Raw genomic sequence first — 14,025 nt, 5'->3', positions numbered from 1 at the left:
GGAGATATCCACATGCAAGCCGCCACCGAAACCATCGTCGCGATAGCTACTGCCCAGGGCCGCGGCGGCGTGGGAATCGTCCGCGTCTCCGGCCCCCTCGCCGGACAGATGGCCGTGGCCGTGAGCGGACGCCAGCTGAAAGCCCGGCATGCGCATTACGGACCGTTCCTCGATGCCGGTGGGCAGGTGATCGACGAAGGCCTGTCACTGTATTTCCCCGGCCCGAACTCGTTCACCGGCGAAGACGTACTCGAACTGCAGGGGCACGGCGGCCCCGTGGTACTCGACCTGCTGGTGCAGCGTTGTCTGGAACTGGGTGCCCGCCAGGCGCGACCGGGCGAGTTCAGCGAGCGCGCGTTCCTCAACGACAAGCTCGACCTGGCCCAGGCCGAAGCCATCGCCGATCTGATCGAGGCCAGCTCGGAGCAGGCCGCGCGCAATGCATTGCGTTCCCTGCAGGGCGAATTCTCGCGCCGGGTACATGCATTGACCGAGCAACTGATTTCCCTGCGCATCTATGTCGAAGCCGCCATCGACTTCCCCGAGGAAGAAATCGACTTCCTCGCCGATGGCCATGTACTGGGGCTTCTGGAAAAAGTACGCACAGAATTATCCACAGTGCAGCGCGAAGCTTCCCAAGGCGCCCTGCTGCGCGACGGCATGACCGTGGTCATCGCCGGACGACCGAATGCCGGCAAGTCCAGCCTGCTGAATGCCCTGGCCGGTCGCGAGGCGGCCATCGTCACGGACATAGCCGGCACCACCCGCGATGTACTGCGCGAACATATCCACATCGATGGCATGCCCCTGCATGTGGTGGACACCGCAGGCCTGCGGGATACCGAGGACCATGTGGAAAAGATCGGCGTGGAACGTGCGCTGAAAGCCATCGGCGAAGCCGATCGCGTGCTGCTGGTGGTGGACGCCACCGCCCCGGAAGCAGCGGACCCGTTTTCCCTATGGCCGGAGTTTCTCGACCAGCGACCGGAACCGGGCAAGGTCACCCTGATCCGCAACAAGGCGGATTTGTCCACAGAGTCCATTGGCCTCGAGGAAAGCGCGGACGGCCACGTCACCATCACCCTCTCGGCGCGCACCGGCGCCGGCCTGGAGCTGCTGCGCGAACACCTGAAGGCCTGCATGGGCTTCGAACAGACCGCGGAAAGCGGTTTCAGCGCCCGCCGGCGCCACCTGGAGGCGCTGCGCCAGGCTGGCCAGGCGCTGGAGCATGGCCACAGCCAACTTATCCACAATGGCGCAGGCGAGCTGCTGGCCGAGGATCTGCGCCAGGCCCAGCAGCACCTGGGTGAAATCACCGGCGCATTCACCCCCGACGACCTGCTGGGTCGCATCTTCTCGAGTTTCTGCATCGGCAAGTAATGGGGCTCGGCCCACGCCGAGTTGTGGATAACCAGGGCAAGGTTCGCTCCGGTTCTGCGTACTTTCCTTTCACTGTGCCCCTTGCCGCCGACACTCAACCACGCAGGCATGGATTGCCGGCGCGCCGCTTCGTCCCCGAGAAAACCATCTGCGCCGATGTCGGTCTGCATGGGATGGATATCCACCTGGGAGAGGTTTATGCACAGGCACCGCGCTCCGATCCGGAGTCCGCGAAGGCGCTGCGCTGTGGTCAATCTCCCTCTCGAACGGCGTATCTATCCCGTTGTCTCGCCTGGCGCTATCGCCACGCGCCGGGACGTTCCGTGCACGCAAGACAACCCGGTAAGCGATTTACCCACAAGCCTGGAAGAGATTCTGCGAAAAGAGCTGTTGCAGACCCTGGACTCCGTCGATACCGGCCAGGCGCGGCCCTCGCCTTCGGCTCCCAAGGCGTCCCAGGGCGAGCACTCGGACACTACAACATGGAGATCGTAGCCAACCTGGCGGTATGGCTCGGCGGCGAATGCCATGTCGGACAGATGATCGACTGGTTCGGCAGTTACGACCGCACTAGCGGGCTCAGTGCTCGGCTACTGCTGCGCAAACCCGCTAACGAGGGCTCCGAGCGGGATTTCCAGGTCTCCGCCAAGCGCCGCTTCGAGCGCCTGTCGTCATCCATCGATACGCTGGAAAGCGGCAACGACTGAGCCTTTCCCACGCCTTTCCACCTCCTTCTTCCTACCTGGCTGCGGTCCTGCCGCGGCCCGGATACGCTCGCCTGAAACCTGTGGAAAACCCCAGGGACAGGAGAGTAGATAAACCCGCCGAAGCTCTGTGCATAACTCCACATGTTGATAACGAGCCATTCCATCCACAGCTAAAAAACGCTTATCAACAGGGCCCAGATAGGGTTTGGGACAGCCTTATCATTCGCTACAGGCTATGTCTTTACTGGGCTCGACGTACTTATCAACAGAAAAGCCGCTGCTAAGTAATAAACACAAGTTCTAAAAAGATATAAACATTCCTTTCCTTTTATTTTTTGTAAGCCCGCCGAGCCGTTTTGCTCCCTCGATCTGGATTGGCTATTTTTTGTCCAGGAGTCTTCATTCAGGTTCGCTAAATCCTTATACTGTCCGGCTTTCCTGAATTCCTGCTTCTGAACAGGCCGAGGTGCGTGGTGGATTTCCCTACCCGTTTTGACGTAATCGTGATCGGCGGTGGCCATGCAGGCACCGAAGCCGCACTCGCGGCTGCGCGCATGGGTGTGAAAACCCTGCTGTTGACCCACAATGTGGAAACCCTGGGGCAGATGAGCTGCAACCCCGCCATCGGCGGCATCGGCAAGAGCCATCTGGTCAAGGAAATCGACGCCCTTGGCGGCGCCATGGCCGAAGCCACCGACAAGGGCGGTATCCAGTTCCGCATCCTTAACAGCCGCAAGGGGCCGGCAGTGCGCGCCACTCGTGCACAAGCCGATCGCGTGCTCTATAAGGCCGCTATCCGCCATACACTGGAAAACCAGCCGAACCTGTGGATATTCCAGCAGGCCTGCGACGACCTGATCGTCGAGCAGGATCAGGTCCGCGGCGTAGTGACCCAGATGGGACTGCGCTTCCATGCCGACAACGTGGTCCTGACTACCGGCACCTTCCTCGGCGGACTTATCCACATCGGCCTGGAGAACTACTCAGGCGGACGCGCCGGCGACCCGCCGTCCATCGCACTGGCGCGTCGTCTGCGTGAATTGCCGCTGCGGGTCGGCCGGCTGAAGACCGGTACGCCGCCGCGGATCGACGGGCGCAGCGTGGACTTCTCGGTGATGACCGAGCAGCCGGGCGACACGCCGATCCCGGTGATGTCCTTCCTCGGTTCGAAGGAACAGCATCCCGAGCAGGTCAGTTGCTGGATCACCCATACCAACGCCCGGACCCACGAGATCATCGCCGCCAATCTCGATCGTTCGCCGATGTATTCCGGTGTGATCGAAGGCATCGGCCCGCGCTACTGCCCTTCGATCGAAGACAAGATCCATCGCTTCGCCGACAAGGAAAGCCACCAGGTCTTCCTCGAGCCGGAAGGCCTGACGACCCACGAGCTGTATCCCAACGGCATTTCCACGTCCCTGCCGTTCGACGTGCAACTGCAGATCGTGCGTTCCATCCGTGGCATGGAAAACGCCCACATCGTGCGGCCGGGCTATGCGATCGAGTACGACTTCTTCGATCCCCGCGATCTCAGGTACAGCCTGGAGACCAAGGTCATCGGCGGCCTGTTCTTCGCCGGCCAGATCAACGGCACCACCGGCTACGAGGAAGCTGGCGCCCAGGGCCTGCTGGCCGGCGCCAATGCTGCGTTGCGTTCGCAAGGCAAGGACAGCTGGTGCCCGCGCCGCGACGAGGCCTACATCGGCGTGCTGGTGGACGACCTGATCACGCTCGGCACCCAGGAGCCGTACCGCATGTTCACCTCGCGGGCGGAATACCGCCTGATCCTCCGCGAGGACAACGCCGACCTGCGTCTCACCGAGAAGGGACGCGAGCTGGGCCTTGTCGACGATCGGCGCTGGGCTGCCTTCGAAGCCAAGCGCGAAGGTATCGAACGCGAGGAACAGCGGCTGAAGAGCACCTGGGTGCGGCCGAATACCCCGCAGGGCGACGCCATCGCCGAGCGCTTCGGTACGCCGCTGACCCATGAATACAACCTGCTCAACCTGCTGAGCCGCCCCGAGATCGATTACGCCGGCCTGGTGGAGATCACCGGCGACGCTGTGGATAACCCCCAGGTGGCCGAGCAGGTGGAGATTCGCACCAAGTACGCCGGCTACATCGACCGCCAGCAGGAGGAAATCGCCCGGCTGCGCGCCAGCGAAGATACCCGCCTGCCTGTGGATATCGATTACCTGGGGATTTCCGGCCTGTCGAAGGAAATCCAGAACAAGCTGAACCAGGCCCGTCCGGAAACCCTCGGACAGGCTTCGCGAATCCCCGGCGTCACGCCGGCTGCGATTTCGCTGTTGTTGATCCACCTGAAGAAGCGTGCCTCTGGCCGCCAACTGGAGCAGAGCGCTTGATGTCTGCGGTAACCCAACACCACGCCGACGAACTCGCGCGCGGTGCTGACGAGCTAGGCGTCGCCCTCGACGCCGACAAGCAACGCCAGCTGCTGGCCTACTTGGCCCTGCTGATCAAATGGAACAAGGCCTACAACCTGACCGCCGTACGCGACCCGGACGAGATGGTTTCGCGCCACCTGCTCGACAGCCTGAGCATCGTGCCTTACGCCGAGGCTGGGGATAACTGGCTGGATGTCGGCAGCGGCGGCGGCATGCCCGGCGTGCCGCTGGCCATCCTGTTCCCGGAAAAGCGCCTGACCTTGCTCGACAGCAACGGCAAGAAGACCCGCTTCCTGACCCAGGTGAAGCTCGAGCTGAAGCTGGCCAACCTCGAAGTCGTGCACAGCCGGGTGGAAGCCTTCCGTCCCGAGAGCCCCTTCGATGGCATCGTTTCCCGCGCTTTCAGCAGCCTGGAGGACTTCGCCAACTGGACCCGCCACCTCGGTGGCCAGGAAACCCGCTGGCTGGCGATGAAGGGCGTGCATCCGAACGAAGAGCTGGCGGCACTCCCGGAGGATTTCCGGGTCGAAGCCGAGCACGCGCTGGCGGTACCCGGTTGCCAAGGTCAGCGGCATCTGCTGATACTGCGGCGCACAGCATGAGGGGGAACAGGGATAACCATGGCTAAGGTATTCGCGATCGCCAACCAGAAAGGCGGTGTCGGCAAGACCACGACCTGTATCAACCTCGCGGCCTCCCTCGTGGCGACCAAGCGCCGCGTCCTCCTGCTGGACCTGGATCCCCAGGGCAACGCCACCACCGGCAGCGGCATCGACAAGCACAACCTGGAGCACTCCATCTACGACGTGCTCACCGGTGAGTGCAACCTCGCCGAGGCCATGCAGTTCTCCGAACACGGCGGCTACCAGTTGTTGCCGGCCAACCGCGACCTGACCGCCGCGGAAGTGGTGCTGCTGGAAATGGACATGAAGGAAAATCGCCTGCGCAACGCGCTGGCGCCGATCCGCGAGAACTACGACTACATCCTCATCGACTGCCCGCCGTCGCTGTCGATGCTCACCGTCAACGCGCTGACCGCCGCCGACGGCGTGATCATCCCCATGCAGTGCGAGTACTACGCGCTGGAGGGGCTGACCGACCTGATGAACAGCATCCAGCGCATCGGCCAGTTGCTCAACCCGACGCTGAAGATCGAGGGGCTGTTGCGGACCATGTACGATCCGCGCATCAGCCTGACCAACGATGTCTCCGCGCAGTTGCAGGAGCATTTCGGCGACACCCTCTACAGCACCGTCATCCCGCGTAACGTGCGCCTCGCCGAAGCCCCCAGCTTCGGCATGCCGGCGCTGGTTTACGACAAGCAATCCCGCGGCGCCATCGCCTACCTGGCGCTGGCCGGCGAGCTGGTCCGCCGCCAGCGCGCCAAAGGCCGCGCCGCAACCGCATAAGGAACCCGCATGGCAGCCAAGAAACGTGGACTGGGACGCGGGCTCGATGCCCTGCTGGGCGGCTCGAGTCCCGCCAAACTGCAGGAAGAAGCCGTACAGGCCGACCGCCGCGAGTTGCAGCAGATCCCCCTCGACCTGATGCAGCGCGGCAAGTACCAGCCGCGTCGCGACATGGACCCTCAGGCGCTGGAGGAACTGGCGCAGTCGATCAAGGCCCAGGGCGTGATGCAGCCCATCGTGGTGCGGCCGATCGCCAATAGCCGCTACGAGATCATCGCCGGCGAGCGGCGCTGGCGGGCCAGCCAGCAGGCCGGACTGGAAAAGATCCCGGCGCTGGTGCGCGACGTGCCGGACGAAGCGGCCATCGCCATGGCGCTGATCGAGAACATCCAGCGCGAGGACCTCAACCCGATCGAGGAAGCCGCTGCCCTGCAACGCCTGCAGCAGGAGTTCCAGCTGACCCAGCAGCAGGTCGCGGAAGCGGTCGGCAAGTCGCGCGCGACCATTACCAACCTGCTGCGCCTGATCGGCCTGCCGGAAGAGATCAAGACCCTGCTTTCCCATGGCGACCTGGAAATGGGCCATGCCCGTGCGCTCCTCGGTCTGCCGGCAGAACGGCAGGTGGAAGGGGCGCGACATGTTGTCGCACATGGGCTGACCGTACGTCAGACCGAAGCCCTGGTTCGGCAGTGGACGCATGCCCCGAGCAAGCCTGCGGGACCGGTCAAGAGCGACCCGGACATCGCCCGCCTGGAACAGCGCCTGGCCGAGCGCCTGGGCGCTTCGGTGCAGATCCGGCATGGTCAGAAGGGCAAGGGACAGCTGGTCATCCGCTACAGCTCCCTGGATGAACTGCAGGGCGTTCTCGCCCACATCCGTTGACACACTTTGGGTTGTAGCGGGTAGTCGGAAATCACTACCAGCCAGTTGAACAGGGGGGACTCCCCCCCTATACTCTGCGCGCTATTTTGTGGGCACTTTTTATGCCAAGTCGTTGATTTGGCAGTGCCGACACCAGAAGACTGAGAGCGCGATGGAGTCCCGCATGCCAAGTCGCCTGCCGGCATTCAGATTGCTGCTCGTCCAACTGGTAGTAGTGCTTGTTGCTGCGATCTCCCTGTGGATTTCTTGGGGACCGGTAGCCGGATATTCCGGACTGCTGGGAGGGATGATCGCCTGGTTGCCGAATTGTTATTTCGCCTACAAAGCGTTCCGTTTCAGCGGAGCGCGGGCTGCCCGGGAAATCGTTCGCTCTTTCTATGCGGGCGAAGCCGGGAAACTGATTCTGACGGCGGTGCTCTTCGCACTGGCGTTCGCAGGCGTGAAGCCACTGATGGCGCCGGCTCTGTTCGGTGTCTATCTGCTGACCCTGATGGTCAGCTGGTGCGCACCCCTGCTGATGGGAAAAACATTTACAAGACCTTAGAGCGATTGAGGCAAACATGGCAGCAGAAACCGCTTCGGGTTACATCCAGCACCACTTGCAGAACCTGACCTTCGGGCGTCTGCCTAATGGTGATTGGGGGTTCGCCCACACCGCCGAGCAAGCCAAGGAAATGGGCTTCTGGGCATTCCACGTAGACACCCTGGGCTGGTCGGTACTGCTCGGCGTGGTGTTCCTGTTCATCTTCCGCCTGGCAGCCAAGAAGGCCACCAGCGGCCAGCCGGGTGGACTGCAGAACTTCGTCGAGGTGATGGTCGAGTTCGTCGACACCAGCGTCAAGGACACCTTCCACGGGCGCAACCCGTTGATCGCGCCCTTGGCCCTGACCGTGTTCGTCTGGATCTTCCTGCTCAACCTGATCGACCTGGTTCCGGTGGACTACCTGCCGATGCTGGCCGCGAAGATCACCGGCGACGAGCACCTGTTCTTCCGCGCGGTGGCCACCACCGACCCGAACGCCACCCTCGGCCTGTCGATCTCGGTGTTCGCCCTGATCATCTTCTACAGCATCAAGGTCAAGGGCATCGGCGGCTTCCTCGGTGAACTGACCCTGCACCCCTTCAGCAGCAAGAACATCGTCGTTCAGATCCTGCTGATTCCGGTGAACTTCCTGCTCGAGTTCGTGACCCTGATCGCCAAGCCGGTTTCGCTGGCGCTGCGTCTGTTCGGCAACATGTATGCCGGCGAACTGATCTTCATTCTGATCGCCGTCATGTTCGGTAGCGGAATGTTCCTGCTGAGTGCCCTGGGCGTAGCCCTGAACTGGGCGTGGGCTGTGTTCCACATCCTGATCATCACCCTGCAGGCCTTCATCTTCATGATGCTGACCATCGTCTACCTGTCGATGGCGCACGAAGACAACCATTAATCGATTCGCTTCAACCTTTAACCAACACGACAAAAAGTCGGGAGGAAAAATGGAAACTGTAGTTGGACTGACTGCTATCGCCGTTGCTCTGCTGATTGGCCTGGGTGCCCTGGGTACCGCCATCGGTTTCGGTCTGCTGGGTGGCAAGTTCCTGGAAGGCGCAGCTCGTCAGCCTGAAATGGTTCCGATGCTGCAGGTGAAAATGTTCATCGTCGCCGGCCTGCTGGACGCCGTGACCATGATCGGTGTGGGTATCGCCCTGTTCTTCACCTTCGCGAATCCCTTCGTTGGTCAAATCGCCGGCTAATCACTCGAATCATTCGATTTGAGTGTTTGACGGACAACGAACGAGCGAGGTGTTGGCGTGAACATTAATGCAACCCTGATTGGCCAGTCCGTTGCGTTCTTCATCTTTGTGCTGTTCTGCATGAAGTTCGTGTGGCCTCCGGTCATCGCGGCTCTGCAAGAGCGTCAGAAGAAGATCGCTGACGGCCTGGACGCTGCCAACCGCGCGGCTCGTGATCTGGAGCTGGCTCATGAGAAAGCGGGCCAGCAACTGCGCGAAGCCAAGGCTCAGGCAGCCGAAATCGTCGAACAGGCGAAGAAACGCGCTAACCAGATCGTCGATGAAGCCCGCGACCAGGCCCGTACCGAAGGCGAACGCCTGAAGGCCCAGGCCCAAGCGGAAATCGAACAGGAACTGAACAGCGTCAAGGACGCCCTGCGTGCCCAAGTGGGTGCCCTGGCCGTCACCGGCGCAGAGAAGATCCTGGGTGCTTCGATCGACGCAAACGCGCACGAGCAGCTGGTTTCCAAACTGGCAGCCGAGATCTAAGCGAGGGCGCTATGGCAGAACTGACCACGTTGGCTCGTCCCTACGCAAAGGCGGCTTTCGAGTACGCCCAGGCTCATCAGCAACTGGCCGATTGGTCGGCTGCGCTGGGTGTGCTGGCCGCAGTGTCGCAGGACGACACCGTGCGCCAGCTGCTCAAAGAGCCTCAGCTGACCTCTTCGGCCAAGGCCCAGAGCCTGATCGATGTGTGCGGCGACAAGCTGAATGCACCAGCCCAGAACTTCGTCCGGACTGTGGCTGAGAACAAGCGGCTCGAACTGCTGCCGACCATCGCTGAGATGTACGAGCAGTTGAAGGCCGAGCAGGAAAAGTCGGTCGAGGTAGAAGTCACCAGTGCCTTCACCTTGAGCAAAGAACAGCAGGACAAACTCGCCAAGGCTCTCAGCGCCCGGCTCAGTCGCGAAGTGCGGCTACATGCGTCGGAAGACGCGAGCCTGATCGGCGGCGTGATCATTCGCGCCGGTGACTTGGTAATCGATGGCTCGGTGCGCGGCAAGCTCGCGAAACTGGCCGAAGCGTTGAAATCTTGAGTTTGAAGGGGCAGCGGCATGCAGCAACTCAATCCTTCCGAAATTAGTGAAATCATCAAGGGGCGCATCGAGAAACTCGACGTCGCCTCCCAAGCACGAAACGAAGGCACCATCGTCAGCGTGTCCGACGGTATCGTGCGCATCTACGGTCTGGCCGACGTCATGTACGGCGAGATGATCGAGTTCCCGGGCGGCGTCTACGGTATGGCGCTGAACCTGGAGCAGGATTCCGTGGGTGCCGTGGTCCTGGGTGAATACCAGGGCCTCGCCGAAGGCATGAACGCCAAGTGCACCGGGCGCATCCTGGAGGTTCCGGTCGGTCCGGAACTGCTGGGTCGCGTAGTCGACGCACTGGGCAATCCGATCGACGGCAAAGGCCCGATCGACGCCAAGGCCACCGACGCGGTCGAGAAGGTCGCTCCGGGCGTGATCTGGCGTAAGTCGGTAGACCAGCCGGTACAGACCGGCTACAAGTCGGTCGACGCCATGATCCCGGTAGGCCGTGGCCAGCGCGAGCTGATCATCGGCGACCGCCAGATCGGCAAGACCGCCCTCGCGGTTGACGCCATCATCAACCAGAAAGACAGCGGCATTAAGTGCGTCTACGTGGCCATCGGCCAGAAGCAGTCCACTATCGCCAACGTCGTACGCAAGCTGGAAGAGAACGGCGCCCTGGCCAACACCATCGTGGTCGCCGCCAGCGCTTCCGAGTCCGCCGCCCTGCAATACCTGGCGCCGTACTCCGGTTGCACCATGGGCGAATACTTCCGCGATCGCGGTGAAGACGCCCTGATCGTCTACGACGACCTGTCCAAGCAAGCCGTGGCTTATCGCCAGATCTCCCTGCTGCTGCGCCGTCCGCCGGGCCGCGAAGCCTACCCGGGCGACGTGTTCTATCTCCACAGCCGTCTGCTGGAGCGCGCTTCCCGCGTTTCCGAAGAGTATGTCGAGAAGTTCACCAACGGCGCCGTGACCGGCAAGACCGGCTCGCTGACCGCGCTGCCGATCATCGAGACCCAGGCCGGCGACGTTTCCGCGTTCGTTCCGACCAACGTGATCTCGATCACCGACGGCCAGATCTTCCTGGAATCCGCCATGTTCAACTCGGGTATCCGTCCGGCCGTCAACGCCGGTATCTCGGTATCCCGCGTAGGTGGCGCGGCCCAGACCAAGATCATCAAGAAGCTGTCCGGCGGCATTCGTACCGCTCTGGCCCAGTACCGTGAACTGGCGGCCTTCGCCCAGTTCGCCTCGGACCTGGACGAAGCGACCCGCAAGCAGCTGGAGCATGGTCAGCGCGTTACCGAGCTGATGAAGCAGAAGCAGTACGCGCCGATGTCGATCGCCGAGATGTCGCTGTCCCTGTATGCCGCCGAGCGTGGCTTCCTGCAGGACGTCGAAATCGCCAAGGTCGGTAGCTTCGAGCAGGCGTTGATCTCCTACTTCCAGCGCGAGCATGCCGCTCTGCTGGCGAAGATCAACGAGAAAGGTGACTTCAACGACGAAATCGACGCGGGCATCAAGGCCGGCATCGAGAAGTTCAAGGCCACCCAAACCTGGTAAGCCGCAGCGGGAGCCGCGAGGCTCCCGCCTGCTAACCCGATAGGTGTCAAATGGCAGGCGCAAAAGAGATTCGCAGCAAGATTGCGAGCATCAAAAGCACGCAAAAGATCACCAATGCCATGGAAAAAGTGGCGGTGAGCAAGATGCGCAAGGCACAAATGCGCATGGCGGCCGGCCGTCCCTACGCGGAGCGTATTCGCCAGGTGATCGGCCATCTGGCCAACGCCAACCCGGAATACCGTCACCCGTTCATGGTCGAGCGTGAAGTCAAGCGCGTCGGCTACATCGTGGTGAGCAGTGACCGTGGTCTGTGCGGCGGTCTGAACATCAACCTGTTCAAGTCCCTCGTCAAGGACATGAGCGGCTACCGCGAGCAAGGGGCGGAAATCGACCTTTGCGTGATCGGTAGCAAGGGCGCTTCGTTCTTCCGCAGTTTCGGCGGCAACGTCGTGGCAGCTATCAGCCACCTCGGCGAAGAGCCTTCGATCAACGACCTGATCGGCAGTGTCAAGGTGATGCTCGACGCATACCTCGAAGGCCGTATCGATCGCCTGTTCGTGGTCTCCAACAAGTTCGTCAACACCATGACCCAGAAGCCGACCGTGGAACAGCTGATTCCGCTGGTGGCCGATGACGATCAGGAGCTGAAGCACCACTGGGACTATCTCTACGAACCCGACGCCAAGTCGCTCCTCGACGGGCTGCTGGTGCGTTACGTGGAATCCCAGGTGTACCAGGCCGTGGTTGAGAATAACGCCTGTGAGCAGGCGGCCCGGATGATTGCAATGAAGAACGCTACCGACAACGCCGGCGAGCTGATCAGCGATTTGCAGCTGATCTACAACAAGGCGCGTCAGGCGGCGATCACCCAGGAAATCTCGGAAATCGTCGGCGGCGCTGCCGCGGTGTAAGAACAGGTTCAAAATTCAGAGGAACCAGACATGAGTAGCGGACGTATCGTTCAAATCATCGGCGCCGTGATCGACGTGGAATTCCCGCGCGATGCCGTGCCGAGCATCTATGAAGCCCTGAAGGTTCAGGGCGTTGAAACCACCCTGGAAGTCCAGCAGCAGCTGGGCGACGGCGTGGTTCGTTCCATTGCGATGGGTTCCACCGAAGGCCTCAAGCGTGGCCTGAACGTGGACAGCACTGGTGCTGCCATCTCCGTGCCGGTCGGTAAAGCGACCCTGGGCCGGATCATGGACGTACTGGGCAACCCGATCGACGAAGCCGGTCCCATCGGCGAAGAAGAGCGCTGGGGCATCCACCGCGAAGCTCCGTCCTATGCCGACCAGGCTGGCGGCAACGAGCTGCTGGAAACCGGCATCAAGGTGATCGACCTGGTCTGCCCGTTCGCCAAGGGCGGCAAGGTAGGCCTGTTCGGCGGCGCCGGCGTGGGCAAGACCGTCAACATGATGGAACTGATCCGTAACATCGCCATCGAGCACAGCGGTTATTCCGTGTTCGCGGGTGTGGGCGAGCGTACTCGTGAGGGTAACGACTTCTACCACGAGATGAAGGACTCCAACGTACTGGACAAGGTAGCCCTGGTATACGGCCAGATGAACGAGCCGCCGGGCAACCGTCTGCGCGTCGCACTGACCGGCCTGACCATGGCCGAGAAGTTCCGTGACGAAGGCCGTGACGTTCTGTTGTTCATCGACAACATCTACCGTTACACCCTCGCCGGTACCGAAGTGTCCGCACTGCTGGGCCGTATGCCGTCCGCGGTGGGTTATCAGCCGACCCTGGCCGAAGAGATGGGCGTTCTGCAGGAGCGCATCACCTCCACCAAGAAAGGCTCGATCACCTCGATCCAGGCCGTATACGTTCCCGCGGACGACCTCACCGACCCGTCCCCGGCGACCACCTTCGCCCACCTGGACGCGACCGTCGTACTGTCCCGTGACATCGCCTCGCTGGGTATCTACCCCGCGGTCGACCCGCTGGACTCCACCTCTCGCCAGCTCGATCCGCTGGTGATCGGCCAGGATCACTACGACACCGCTCGCGGCGTCCAGTATGTTCTGCAGCGCTACAAGGAGCTGAAGGACATCATCGCGATCCTGGGCATGGACGAACTGTCCGAAGCCGACAAGCTGCTGGTGGCGCGCGCTCGTAAGATCCAGCGCTTCCTGTCCCAGCCGTTCTTCGTAGCGGAAGTCTTCACCGGTTCGCCGGGCAAGTACGTTTCCCTGAAGGACACCATCGCTGGCTTCAAGGGCATTCTCAACGGCGACTACGATCACCTGCCGGAGCAGGCGTTCTACATGGTCGGCGGAATCGAAGAAGCGGTCGAGAAAGCCAAAAAACTGTAATCCTGTGCGCCCGGCGACGGGCGCTCATGTGAGGCAAGCGTATGGCCATAACAGTCCATTGCGACATCGTCAGCGCCGAGGCGGAGATCTTCTCCGGCCTGGTCGAGATGGTTATCGCGCACGGCGCTCTGGGTGACCTGGGTATCGCCCCGGGCCACGCGCCGCTGATCACCGACCTGAAACCGGGCCCCATCCGCCTGGTCAAGCAGGGCGGCGAGCAGGAGGTGTACTACATCTCCGGCGGTTTCCTCGAAGTCCAGCCGAACATGGTCAAGGTCCTCGCCGACACCGTGGTTCGTGCCGGCGACCTCGACGAAGCGGCCGCCCAGGAAGCCCTGAAGGCTGCCGAAAAGGCGCTGCAGGGCAAGGGCGCCGAGTTCGACTACAGCGCCGCTGCCGCGCGTCTGGCCGAAGCCGCAGCCCAGCTGCGCACCGTCCAGCAACTGCGCAAGAAGTTCGGCGGCTGATTTCCAGCCGGTACTTCTAGCGGTGTCAGGGAAAAGGGTAGCCTGTGGGCTACCCTTTTTTCGTTTTGCATCTTCACT

General features: G+C 62.0%; 15 protein-coding genes. All 15 read left to right on the top strand.

Going from position 1 to position 14,025, the window contains the following annotated elements:
* Positions 1 to 12: 12 nt before the first annotated feature.
* The 15 genes from mnmE to M6E97_RS24870 all read left to right on the top strand — a co-directional run bounded on the left by mnmE (position 13) and on the right by M6E97_RS24870 (position 13,947).
* Complete coding sequence (gene mnmE, locus M6E97_RS24940) at positions 13 to 1,380, top strand: tRNA uridine-5-carboxymethylaminomethyl(34) synthesis GTPase MnmE (RefSeq protein WP_003122297.1); 1,368 nt, start codon at positions 13 to 15, stop codon at positions 1,378 to 1,380.
* Positions 1,381 to 1,862: 482 nt separating this feature from the next.
* Positions 1,863 to 2,087 carry a hypothetical protein gene (locus M6E97_RS24935; protein ID WP_003097251.1) on the top strand — a complete coding sequence of 75 codons (225 nt, stop codon included), beginning with the start codon at positions 1,863 to 1,865 and terminating at the stop codon, positions 2,085 to 2,087.
* A gap of 473 nt (positions 2,088 to 2,560) precedes the next feature.
* Complete coding sequence (gene mnmG, locus M6E97_RS24930; RefSeq protein WP_003100244.1) at positions 2,561 to 4,453, top strand: tRNA uridine-5-carboxymethylaminomethyl(34) synthesis enzyme MnmG; 1,893 nt, start codon at positions 2,561 to 2,563, stop codon at positions 4,451 to 4,453.
* Positions 4,453 to 5,097 (top strand): 16S rRNA (guanine(527)-N(7))-methyltransferase RsmG, encoded by a 645-nt coding sequence (gene rsmG / locus M6E97_RS24925; protein WP_003100242.1) that lies wholly within the window; start codon positions 4,453 to 4,455, stop codon positions 5,095 to 5,097. Before mnmG ends, rsmG begins: the two co-directional genes overlap by 1 nt.
* A gap of 18 nt (positions 5,098 to 5,115) precedes the next feature.
* Positions 5,116 to 5,904: a chromosome partitioning protein Soj gene (soj, locus tag M6E97_RS24920; protein WP_003097243.1), complete on the top strand. Its 789-nt coding sequence runs from the start codon at positions 5,116 to 5,118 to the stop codon at positions 5,902 to 5,904.
* Positions 5,905 to 5,913: 9 nt separating this feature from the next.
* The gene (locus tag M6E97_RS24915; protein WP_023098282.1) at positions 5,914 to 6,786 is read left to right on the top strand and encodes a ParB/RepB/Spo0J family partition protein; all 873 of its coding nucleotides are present in this window, start codon (positions 5,914 to 5,916) and stop codon (positions 6,784 to 6,786) included.
* A 163-nt stretch (positions 6,787 to 6,949) separates the two neighbouring features.
* Positions 6,950 to 7,330 (top strand): F0F1 ATP synthase subunit I, encoded by a 381-nt coding sequence (locus tag M6E97_RS24910; protein ID WP_003097239.1) that lies wholly within the window; start codon positions 6,950 to 6,952, stop codon positions 7,328 to 7,330.
* 16 nt (positions 7,331 to 7,346) lie between these two features.
* Positions 7,347 to 8,216, top strand: coding sequence for a F0F1 ATP synthase subunit A (atpB, locus tag M6E97_RS24905; RefSeq protein ID WP_003097238.1), 870 nt, complete (start codon positions 7,347 to 7,349; stop codon positions 8,214 to 8,216).
* 49 nt (positions 8,217 to 8,265) lie between these two features.
* Positions 8,266 to 8,523, top strand: a complete 258-nt coding sequence (atpE, locus tag M6E97_RS24900; protein WP_003097235.1) for a F0F1 ATP synthase subunit C — start codon at positions 8,266 to 8,268, stop codon at positions 8,521 to 8,523.
* Between the two features lie 57 nt (positions 8,524 to 8,580).
* Complete coding sequence (locus M6E97_RS24895; RefSeq protein ID WP_003100235.1) at positions 8,581 to 9,051, top strand: F0F1 ATP synthase subunit B; 471 nt, start codon at positions 8,581 to 8,583, stop codon at positions 9,049 to 9,051.
* Positions 9,052 to 9,062: 11 nt separating this feature from the next.
* Entirely contained in the window at positions 9,063 to 9,599 is a 537-nt protein-coding gene (locus M6E97_RS24890; RefSeq protein WP_003097135.1) for a F0F1 ATP synthase subunit delta, read from the top strand.
* Positions 9,600 to 9,617: 18 nt separating this feature from the next.
* Positions 9,618 to 11,162 (top strand): F0F1 ATP synthase subunit alpha, encoded by a 1,545-nt coding sequence (atpA, locus tag M6E97_RS24885; RefSeq protein ID WP_003097134.1) that lies wholly within the window; start codon positions 9,618 to 9,620, stop codon positions 11,160 to 11,162.
* Between the two features lie 50 nt (positions 11,163 to 11,212).
* Positions 11,213 to 12,073, top strand: coding sequence for a F0F1 ATP synthase subunit gamma (gene atpG, locus M6E97_RS24880; RefSeq protein WP_003097132.1), 861 nt, complete (start codon positions 11,213 to 11,215; stop codon positions 12,071 to 12,073).
* Between the two features lie 30 nt (positions 12,074 to 12,103).
* Positions 12,104 to 13,480, top strand: coding sequence for a F0F1 ATP synthase subunit beta (gene atpD, locus M6E97_RS24875; RefSeq protein ID WP_003097130.1), 1,377 nt, complete (start codon positions 12,104 to 12,106; stop codon positions 13,478 to 13,480).
* A 41-nt stretch (positions 13,481 to 13,521) separates the two neighbouring features.
* Positions 13,522 to 13,947: a F0F1 ATP synthase subunit epsilon gene (locus M6E97_RS24870; protein ID WP_003097128.1), complete on the top strand. Its 426-nt coding sequence runs from the start codon at positions 13,522 to 13,524 to the stop codon at positions 13,945 to 13,947.
* Positions 13,948 to 14,025: the final 78 nt, after the last annotated feature.

The organism is Pseudomonas sp. B111 (assembly GCF_026428275.1).
Classification (GTDB): domain Bacteria; phylum Pseudomonadota; class Gammaproteobacteria; order Pseudomonadales; family Pseudomonadaceae; genus Pseudomonas; species Pseudomonas aeruginosa.
This window is presented reverse-complemented; position numbering and strand designations above follow the sequence as displayed.

What these genes read in the sequence shown, in the direction of transcription:
- M6E97_RS24915 (WP_023098282.1), top strand. Translation starts at nt 5,914, where the DNA reads ATGGCAGCCAAGAAACGTGGACTGGGACGCGGGCTCGATGCCCTGCTG.
- M6E97_RS24890 (WP_003097135.1), top strand. Translation starts at nt 9,063, where the DNA reads ATGGCAGAACTGACCACGTTGGCTCGTCCCTACGCAAAGGCGGCTTTC.
- soj (WP_003097243.1), top strand. Translation starts at nt 5,116, where the DNA reads ATGGCTAAGGTATTCGCGATCGCCAACCAGAAAGGCGGTGTCGGCAAG.
- atpD (WP_003097130.1), top strand. Translation starts at nt 12,104, where the DNA reads ATGAGTAGCGGACGTATCGTTCAAATCATCGGCGCCGTGATCGACGTG.
- atpE (WP_003097235.1), top strand. Translation starts at nt 8,266, where the DNA reads ATGGAAACTGTAGTTGGACTGACTGCTATCGCCGTTGCTCTGCTGATT.
- atpA (WP_003097134.1), top strand. Translation starts at nt 9,618, where the DNA reads ATGCAGCAACTCAATCCTTCCGAAATTAGTGAAATCATCAAGGGGCGC.
- M6E97_RS24870 (WP_003097128.1), top strand. Translation starts at nt 13,522, where the DNA reads ATGGCCATAACAGTCCATTGCGACATCGTCAGCGCCGAGGCGGAGATC.
- mnmE (WP_003122297.1), top strand. Translation starts at nt 13, where the DNA reads ATGCAAGCCGCCACCGAAACCATCGTCGCGATAGCTACTGCCCAGGGC.
- M6E97_RS24935 (WP_003097251.1), top strand. Translation starts at nt 1,863, where the DNA reads ATGGAGATCGTAGCCAACCTGGCGGTATGGCTCGGCGGCGAATGCCAT.
- atpB (WP_003097238.1), top strand. Translation starts at nt 7,347, where the DNA reads ATGGCAGCAGAAACCGCTTCGGGTTACATCCAGCACCACTTGCAGAAC.
- M6E97_RS24910 (WP_003097239.1), top strand. Translation starts at nt 6,950, where the DNA reads ATGCCAAGTCGCCTGCCGGCATTCAGATTGCTGCTCGTCCAACTGGTA.
- atpG (WP_003097132.1), top strand. Translation starts at nt 11,213, where the DNA reads ATGGCAGGCGCAAAAGAGATTCGCAGCAAGATTGCGAGCATCAAAAGC.
- rsmG (WP_003100242.1), top strand. Translation starts at nt 4,453, where the DNA reads ATGTCTGCGGTAACCCAACACCACGCCGACGAACTCGCGCGCGGTGCT.